We start from the raw sequence: 7,931 nt of genomic DNA, 5'->3' as shown, positions 1-7,931 counted from the left end.
GTCATGGTGATCTGATCCGGGCTATCGTCGAGCGCTTCGAGTCGCGTTTCGATCCGGACCGCGAGCGCCCGGACTCAGGTGATGGCGCGCCGGACTCCGAGCTGCTGGCCGGGCTGGATGCGCTGGAAAGCCTGGATGCGGATCGGCTGCTGCGCGGTTGTCTGGCGATCGTCGACGCCTGCCTGCGGACCAACTACTACCAGCAGGACGCGGATGGTCAGCCCAAGGCCTGGATCGCGCTCAAGCTGGATCCGGGCCGCATTCCCGAACTGCCGAAGCCGCTGCCGGCGATTGAGACCTTCGTTTACGCGCCGGATGTCGAGGGCGTGCACCTGCGTGGTGGCATGGTCGCGCGTGGCGGCCTGCGCTGGTCGGACCGGCGCGAGGACTTCCGCACCGAGGTGCTGGGGCTGATGAAGGCGCAGATGGTCAAGAACGCCGTCATCGTCCCGGTGGGCGCCAAGGGTGGTTTCGTCGTCAAGCGGCGCACCGCGGCGGGCGACCGCGAGGCCTGGCAGCAGGCCGGCGTTGCCTGCTACCGGACGTTCATCCGGGGCCTGCTCGACATCACCGACAACCGGGTCGGTGACGACATCATCAAGCCGGATCGCGTGGTCTGCAGAGACGGTGACGATCCGTATCTGGTGGTCGCCGCGGACAAGGGAACGGCAACGTTCTCCGACATCGCCAACGGCATTGCCGAGGACTATGGCTTCTGGCTTGGGGATGCCTTCGCCTCCGGCGGCAAGGCTGGCTACGACCACAAGAAAATGGGCATCACCGCGCGGTCGGCCTGGGAGTCGGTCAAGCGTCATTTTCGCGAAATGGGTCACGACACCCAGCGCGAACCGTTCACCGTGGTCGGGATTGGTGACATGTCTGGCGATGTGTTCGGTAACGGGATGCTGCTGTCGGAACAGATCCGGTTGGTTGGCGCGTTCAACCATCTGCACATCTTCATTGACCCCGATCCCGATCCGGCCCTGGGCTTCGCCGAGCGCAAGCGTCTGTTCGAGATGGGGCGGTCGAGCTGGTCGGATTACGATCCGGACCGGATCTCCGCGGGCGGCGGCGTGTTCGAGCGCAGCGCCAAGCGCATCGAGCTCAATGACGCCATCCGCGGGTGTCTGGGGATCGATGATGACGCCTTGCGACCGGACGACCTGATCCGGGCCATGCTCCGGGCACCGGTGGACCTGCTGTGGAACGGCGGGATTGGCACATACGTCAGGGCTTCCGGCGAGGCCAACGCCGAGGTCGGCGATCGCGCCAACGACGCGTTGCGCATCACCGCCCGGGAGCTGCGCTGCAAGGTCGTGGGCGAGGGCGGGAATCTCGGTCTGACCCAGCGCAGCCGGATCGAATTCGCGCTGAACGGCGGACGCCTGAATACCGATGCCATCGACAATGTCGGCGGGGTCGCGTCCTCCGACCGCGAGGTCAACATCAAGATCCCGCTGAACGAGGCATTGCGGGACGGATCGCTGGACGCATCTCACCGCAACACCTGGCTGGCCGAGGCGACGGATGCGGTTGCCGACGCGGTGCTGGAGGATGCGTACCAGCAGGGGCGTGCGATCTCGATGATGGCCGCCCGAGCCGCCGGCCGGCTCGACGAGCATGCCCACCTGATCCGAACACTGGAGCGCCGCGGGCTGCTCGATCGGTCCATCGAATTCCTCCCCGGCGAGGACGAGATCGCCGAGCGCAGAAACCAGGGCATCGGTTTGATGCGGCCCGAGCTGGCGGTCCTGCTGGCCTACAGCAAGATTGCGCTGTTCCAGACCCTGCTCGACAGCGATCTGCCGGATGATCCGGGGCTGGAACCGGTACTGACCGATTATTTTCCCGATGTGCTGCGCAGCCAGCGGCCCGGCGCCTTTGCCCGGCACCGGCTGCGCCGCGAGCTGATCGCCACCCAGGTGACCAATCATCTGGTCGACACCATGGGCATGGTGTTTCCGCATCGGGTCAGCGCGGAGCAGGGCGTGTCAATGCCCGCGGTGGCGCGCGCGTTCGTGGTTGCCAGTCGCGTGCTGCGCTCCGATGCCTATTTCGAGGACATCGAGGCGCTGGACGGCCAGCTCTCCGCTGATGTCCAGTACGAGCTGATGGGGCGCATCACCGGCCTGATCAAGCACGCCTGCACGGTGTTCCTGCTGCATCCGGACCGCGCCGCGCTCATCCAGGACCAGGTGGACGACTACCGTCATGACCTGGAGGCGATCGAGGCGGCATTGCCGGATCTGCTGTCCGACGACTACCGGGCGGACTGGGACTCGGCCACCCGGCTCTGGCAGGACGATGGTGTCCCCGAGGCGCTGGCGCAGCGCGTGGCGAGCACACGGGTGCTGGGGCCGGCGCTGGACATCTCCACTCTGCGGCAGTCCACCGGGCGGCCGCTGGAACTGGTGGCCCGCACGTTCTTCCACGTGGGCGAGGCGTTTTCCATGCTGTGGATGCATCGGGCGATCAACGGCCTGGAGGTCGCCGGGCGCTGGCCGGCCCTGGCTCGGGCCACGCTACGGGGCGACGCCTATCGGCTGCATGGCCTGATCGCCGGGCAGGTGCTCCGCGAGTCCGGTGATGATCCCGAGACGCTGTTCGCCGCGTGGTTCGCGAGACGCGAGGAGCCGGTCCGGTTCGCACTCCAGCGCATCGGCGAGATTCGCGAAAGCTCCGACGCCGCCGATTTCCTGGGGTTGTCGGTCGCGGTGAGGGAACTGCGCAAGCTGCGGCTGCTGGAGCAGTAGATCCGCACCTGCCGGCTCAGCCGAGGTGCGGCAGCTCCAGGTAGTCGCGGGTCTGCATTTCGGTGAGCCGGCTGTAGGTGCGCTGGAACTCGAAGCGCAGCCGTTCGCCGACATATAGCGATTCCACCGGTGCGTCGGCCTGGATCACCAGCTTCACGCGCCGGTCGTAGCATTCGTCGACCAGATTGATGAAGCGCCGCGTCTCGTTCTCCAGTTCGCGCGTGAGTTGCGGAACGCCGGTGAGCACCAGCCACTGGTAGAGATGGGCCAGTTCGATGTAGTCGTCGGAGCCGCGTGGTCCGGTGCAAAGCGTGTCGAAGGTGAACCAGGCGGCGCCGTCGCCAGCGGCCTCGGCGCGCAGGCGGCGGTCGTTGATGTCCAGTTCGGGCTGGCTGACCGCGTCTGGCTCCACGCGTTTGAACAGGGTCCGCACCGTGGCCAGGTCATCACCGGTTACGTAGAACGTGAGCTGCTCCAGGTCGCGCAGGCGGTAGTCCGTGGCGCCATCCACCGCGACGATGTCGCAATGGCGCTGGATGCGTTCGATGGCCGGCAGGAATCGCGCCCGTTGCAGGCCGTTGCGGTACAGCATGTCCGGCGCGCAGTTCGAGGTCGCGACCAGCGTGACGCCGCGTTCGAACAGGGCCTCGGTCAGCCGGCCGAGAATCATCGCGTCGGCGATGTCCGAGACGTAGAACTCGTCAAAGCAGAGCACCCGGGCCGACTGCGCCAGGTCTTCGGCGATCGGTTCCAGTGGGTCGCTGCGATCGGCGTACCGCGTGCGGCGCTGGTGAACGTCACGCATGAAGCGGTGAAAGTGGGTGCGCCGCTTGCGCTCGAAGGGCAGGTCCGCGAAGAACGCATCCATCAGCCAGGTCTTGCCCCGGCCGACACCACCCCACAGGTAGGCGCCGCGCACCGGTGGCCAGCGTGTCATCCGGGTCGGCAGCCAGCGCAGCGCGAAGCCGGACTTGGGCGGGTAGGCCAGCAGTTCGCGGTAGACCCGCTCCAGCACGTCGACGGCGCGCGCCTGGGCCGCGTCCGGTTCGAAATCACCGGTGGCGAGCGCGGCGTCGTAGCGGGCCCTGGGTCCGTCGCTCATGCCGCCGCCGTGTCGGGTTCGCCGCAGCGTTCGAGGATCAGCCGCCGGCTGGTGTCCAGCAGTCGGCGGGCGTCTTCGCGGGTCCGTCCCTCCGCATGCAATGGCGGCAGTGCCGACACGTCGATGTGGCTGTGCGCGGGCAGCTTGGCGCGGTCCGGAAACAGCGTGCGCGTGCCGCGCATGACCAGGGGCACCAGCGGAACCTGCGCCTTGCAGGCGAGCAGATAGGCGCCGATCTTGAACGGCAGCAGTCCGGGCTCGGGGCGAATCGTGCCTTCCGGGAACATGGCGACGGAGCGACCGGCCGCGAGCTGGCGCATCAGGACCCGGATGGTTCTCGAGCCGGAGCGGGCATCGGCGCGGTCCATCCAGATCACCCCGACCCGCTCCAGCATGAAGCCGAACAGCGGTGTGCGCCGGGATTCGGCGCGCACGACAAAGGTATAGCGCGACGGCAGCAGCGCGAACAGGATCAGGCCATCGAGCTGACTGGAGTGGTTGCAGACGCAGATCGCGGGGGAGGTGGGTAGTCGGTCCAGGCCGTCGGTCCGGATGCGCACGCCGATCAGCATCAGCGCGCAGCGCATGGCCCGCTGGCCGGCGTGCCGGCGCTGGCGTTCGCGCGGCAGCACGGCCAGCGGCAACGCCGTCAGCAGGGCAACCAGCAGAAAGATCACCAGGGCGAACAGGCCGTAGGCGGTGCGCAGAACAGTCGGCATGCCCGAATTATAAGCGCCGATCCCCCGGTCGCAGGACGGTTGTGCCGGCCACGACTTATCATGGCCCGATGACCGCCGCCGCAACCATCGCGACCGAGGACGCCGCGCTCGTCGACCGGTTCATCGACATGCTGTGGATGGAGCGCGGGTTGTCGGACCTGACGCTCACCGCCTACCGCGGTGATCTGGAAGGTGCCGCACGCCAGTTTCGGCGGCAGGGGACCAGCCTGCGGGGCGCCGACGTGGCGACGATCCAGGCCTATCTCGGCCAGCGTCTGGCCGCTGGGAACAAGCCCAGAACCACGGCGCGCATGCTGTCCAGCCTGCGCCGTTTCTACCGTTACCTGGTGCGGGAGGGGGTGATCCGGGATGACCCGACCGCGCTGATCCAGTCCCCGCGGCTGGGCCGACCGCTGCCGAAAACGCTGACCGAGCAGGATGTGGATCGCCTCCTCGCCGCGGCGCCGGTCGATACGGCGCTGGGGCTGCGTGATCGCGCCATGCTGGAGACGCTTTACGCCAGCGGGCTGCGCGTGTCCGAACTGGTCGGGCTGCAGCTGCACGAAGTGAATTTGCGCCACGGGCTGGTGCGCGTGACCGGCAAGGGCGGGCGTGAAAGGCTGGTACCCCTGGGTGAGAACGCCGCGGACTGGGTGCAGCGCTACCTGCGCGAGGCAAGGGGCGAACTGATCGGTGCGCGGAGCAGTGATGCGCTGTTCGTCACCGCGCGGGGTGGCGAGATGACGCGACAGAACTTCTGGCGGATGATCAAGCAGCGGGCGACCCGGGCCGGCATTCGGACATCGATCTCGCCGCACACGCTGCGGCATGCCTTCGCCACCCATCTGCTCAACCACGGCGCCGATCTTCGCGCGGTCCAGATGTTGCTGGGTCACGCAGACTTGTCGACCACGCAGATTTATACTCATGTGGCCAAGGCGAGGCTCGCCGAGTTGCACGCGCTTCATCACCCCCGCGGCTAGCCGCCGGTGAACGGGGTCGATACGAGGCGGTCCTACACACGAATCCATTGCGTTGAAATTCATGAAGACACGACTGCCCCTGGGCATTGTTACCCTGCTCGCACTGAGCCTGGCCGCCGGCTGTGGCGAGGCGGGTCAGAACAAATACACCGCCAAGGCGGAAGTCGAGCCGAAGGACAAGGCCGAACCGGTTGCGTCGGCGGAGACGCCGGACGGCGCTCCCGACCTTGGCCTGCTGACCTCGGTGTACCCGGGCCTGGATACGGATACGTTGCGTGATACCGGAGCCGGCGGTCTGTGGGAGGTCAACCAGGGCACGGCCTATGGCTATCTGACCCCCGATGGGCGCTACCTGATCCAGGGTGATCTGGTCGACCTGGAAACCGGTCAATCCCTGACCGAGCTGCGACGCAACGAGTCGCGTCTGGCGATCATCGACCAGATCGGCGAAGGGCAGATGATCACCTTCGCACCCGAAGGTGAGACCAGGCACGAGATGTACGTGTTCACCGACGTGGATTGCGGATACTGCCGCAAGTTGCACCGCGAGCTGGATGACTACCTGTCCAAGGGCATCGCGATCCACTACCTGTTCTACCCGCGCAGCGGGCCGGGTTCGGCGTCGTTCAAGACCGCCGAGTCGGTCTGGTGCGCCGATGATCGTCAGGCCGCGTTGACGCGCGCCAAGGCCAATCAGTCGATCGAGCCGAAGCAGTGCGACAACCCGATCATGGCGCAGTACATCGCCGGTCAGGAGGTCGGGTTGCGTGGCACGCCGCTGATCCTGCTGGCGGACGGTACCGCGATCAACGGCTACATGCCGGCGGACCGGGTCGAGCAGCGCATGCTGGCCGAGGGGCTCTGAGCGCCGCCGACGGATACGAAAAAGCCCGGTTTTGACCGGGCTTTTTTCTTGTGTCACGAGCCGCGTCAGCGCTCCAGCAATTCCAGCTTGCCGGGCTTGCCGTCCCAGTCGGTGGCATCGGCCGGCGGGTCCTTCTGCTCGGTGATCACCGGCCAGGATTGCGACAGCTCGGCGTTCAGTTCGAGGAAATGCGCCTGATCCTCCGGCAGATCATCCTCGGCGTAGATGGCCTCCGCGGGGCACTCGGGTTCGCAGAGGGTGCAGTCGATGCACTCCTCCGGGTCGATCACGAGGAAGTTGGGGCCTTCGTGAAAACAATCCACCGGGCACACCTCAACACAGTCGGTGTACTTGCACTTGATGCAGTTTTCGGTGACGACGAAGGTCATGCGGGGCTTCTCCGGATCACAAAACGGGGCGGTATGGTACCGGATCAGCACGGTTTGCGGGTGGGTCGACGAATCGTTTTCGTCAACGGGCCCGTCTGAGTCAGATCGGCGCCACCGGTTTCCACATAGTGTTGCAGGGTCACCTGCATGGTCGGAAAGGCCAGCTCGTCCCAGGGGATCCGGTCGGGCGTGACCAGCTCGGTCTCCAGACTCTCCGGTCCCGGGGCATGCCGTCCGCCTACCAGCGTGCCCCGGTAGATGAGGTACAGCTGGCTGATCTGCGGAACGTCCAACACCGCGTAAAGGCTGAGGTCGGTGACCTCGGCGCGGGCCTCCTCCACGGTTTCGCGGGCCGCGCCGGCGGCGGCGGTCTCCTCGCGCTCCATGAATCCCGCGGGCAGCGTCCACAGGCCGTAGCGGGGTTCGATCGCCCGCTTGCAGATCAGGATCTGCCCCTCCCATTCGGCCAGGCAACCGACGATGATCTTCGGGTTGATGTAGTGCACCGTGCCGCAGTTGTCGCAGACATGGCGGGGCAGGCTGTCGTCGTCAGGGACCCGGAAATCCACCGGGTGGGAGCATTGGCTGCAGTAGTTCATCCGATTTCCGCCCGGCTGAGGGAATCCACGATCCAGACGTCGTCTCCGATTTGGAGTGTGGCTGCGACCGTCAGGATGTCACGTGGGTGCATGCGGATGCATCCGCGACTGACCGCCCTGCCGATCGAGTCCGGCGCGTTGGTGCCGTGGATGCCGATGGACTGACCCAGGGCGATGAAATGACTGCCCAGCGGGTTCGAGGGCCCGGGCGGCACGCGTCTGGGCAGGGATTCGCCGCGCTTCGCGGCGTCGCGATGCATCGCGGGTGTTGGATACCACGCCGGGTTCGGCGTCACGGCCAGCACGGTTCGTGTCCCGACGGGTGTGGCGTGCCCGCGTCGTCCCACCGCCACCGGATAGGCGCGCACGCCATCCGGTGTCTTCAGCCAGAGCATGCGGTCATCGCGCACTATCAGGGCGCGGCTGGTCGAGTGCCGCCATCGGTCAAGGCTTGCCGGCAGCGGCCGCCCGGAGGTGACACGCCGGCTGCGTGGAACGGTTTCGGGCCGGTCCACCGGCGG

General features: G+C 66.9%; 8 protein-coding genes. 3 read left to right on the top strand and 5 right to left on the bottom strand.

Translation table 11 applies throughout. The features are described 5' to 3' along the window. A partial coding sequence (locus ABNS06_RS01755) for an NAD-glutamate dehydrogenase domain-containing protein (protein WP_348672243.1) occupies positions 1-2,753 on the top strand: 2,753 nt, incomplete at its 5' end. 16 nt (positions 2,754-2,769) lie between these two features. On the opposite strand, the gene zapE is transcribed toward ABNS06_RS01755, so the two are convergent. Together zapE and ABNS06_RS01745 are read right to left on the bottom strand one after the other, a co-directional pair. Then, positions 2,770-3,855: a cell division protein ZapE gene (gene zapE, locus ABNS06_RS01750; RefSeq protein ID WP_348672242.1), complete on the bottom strand. Its 1,086-nt coding sequence runs from the start codon at positions 3,853-3,855 to the stop codon at positions 2,770-2,772. Further along, positions 3,852-4,574 carry a lysophospholipid acyltransferase family protein gene (locus ABNS06_RS01745; protein ID WP_348672241.1) on the bottom strand — a complete coding sequence of 241 codons (723 nt, stop codon included), beginning with the start codon at positions 4,572-4,574 and terminating at the stop codon, positions 3,852-3,854. Before ABNS06_RS01745 ends, zapE begins: the two co-directional genes overlap by 4 nt. A 68-nt stretch (positions 4,575-4,642) precedes the next feature. On the opposite strand from ABNS06_RS01745, the gene xerD reads away from it, so the two are divergent. After that, a complete protein-coding gene (xerD, locus tag ABNS06_RS01740; RefSeq protein ID WP_348672240.1) occupies positions 4,643-5,557 on the top strand; it encodes a site-specific tyrosine recombinase XerD in 915 nt (304 codons plus the stop codon). A 61-nt stretch (positions 5,558-5,618) separates the two neighbouring features. Then, entirely contained in the window at positions 5,619-6,422 is an 804-nt protein-coding gene (locus ABNS06_RS01735; RefSeq protein ID WP_348672239.1) for a DsbC family protein, read from the top strand. 65 nt (positions 6,423-6,487) lie between these two features. Here the strand turns inward: ABNS06_RS01735 and fdxA are convergent, their stop codons facing one another. The 3 genes from fdxA to ABNS06_RS01720 form a co-directional block, all read right to left on the bottom strand. Beyond that, a complete protein-coding gene (gene fdxA, locus ABNS06_RS01730) occupies positions 6,488-6,811 on the bottom strand; it encodes a ferredoxin FdxA (RefSeq protein ID WP_348672238.1) in 324 nt (107 codons plus the stop codon). A 44-nt stretch (positions 6,812-6,855) separates the two neighbouring features. Continuing rightward, positions 6,856-7,410, bottom strand: coding sequence for an NUDIX hydrolase (locus tag ABNS06_RS01725; RefSeq protein WP_348672237.1), 555 nt, complete (start codon positions 7,408-7,410; stop codon positions 6,856-6,858). Beyond that, positions 7,407-7,931, bottom strand: a 525-nt coding sequence (locus ABNS06_RS01720; RefSeq protein WP_348672236.1) for a L,D-transpeptidase, incomplete at its 5' end; no start/stop codon positions are given. The genes ABNS06_RS01720 and ABNS06_RS01725, both read right to left, overlap by 4 nt.

The organism is uncultured Abyssibacter sp. (assembly GCF_964000955.1).
GTDB lineage: Bacteria > Pseudomonadota > Gammaproteobacteria > Nevskiales > OUC007 > Abyssibacter.
The sequence above is the reverse complement of the archived record's forward strand: the minus strand, read 5'-3'. Positions and strand labels throughout refer to the sequence as shown.

Excerpts from the sequence above, each read along its gene's own strand:
- zapE (WP_348672242.1), bottom strand. The coding sequence starts at position 3,855 with ATGAGCGACGGACCCAGGGCCCGCTACGACGCCGCGCTCGCCACCGGT.
- ABNS06_RS01745 (WP_348672241.1), bottom strand. The coding sequence starts at position 4,574 with ATGCCGACTGTTCTGCGCACCGCCTACGGCCTGTTCGCCCTGGTGATC.
- xerD (WP_348672240.1), top strand. The coding sequence starts at position 4,643 with ATGACCGCCGCCGCAACCATCGCGACCGAGGACGCCGCGCTCGTCGAC.
- ABNS06_RS01735 (WP_348672239.1), top strand. The coding sequence starts at position 5,619 with ATGAAGACACGACTGCCCCTGGGCATTGTTACCCTGCTCGCACTGAGC.
- fdxA (WP_348672238.1), bottom strand. The coding sequence starts at position 6,811 with ATGACCTTCGTCGTCACCGAAAACTGCATCAAGTGCAAGTACACCGAC.
- ABNS06_RS01725 (WP_348672237.1), bottom strand. The coding sequence starts at position 7,410 with ATGAACTACTGCAGCCAATGCTCCCACCCGGTGGATTTCCGGGTCCCT.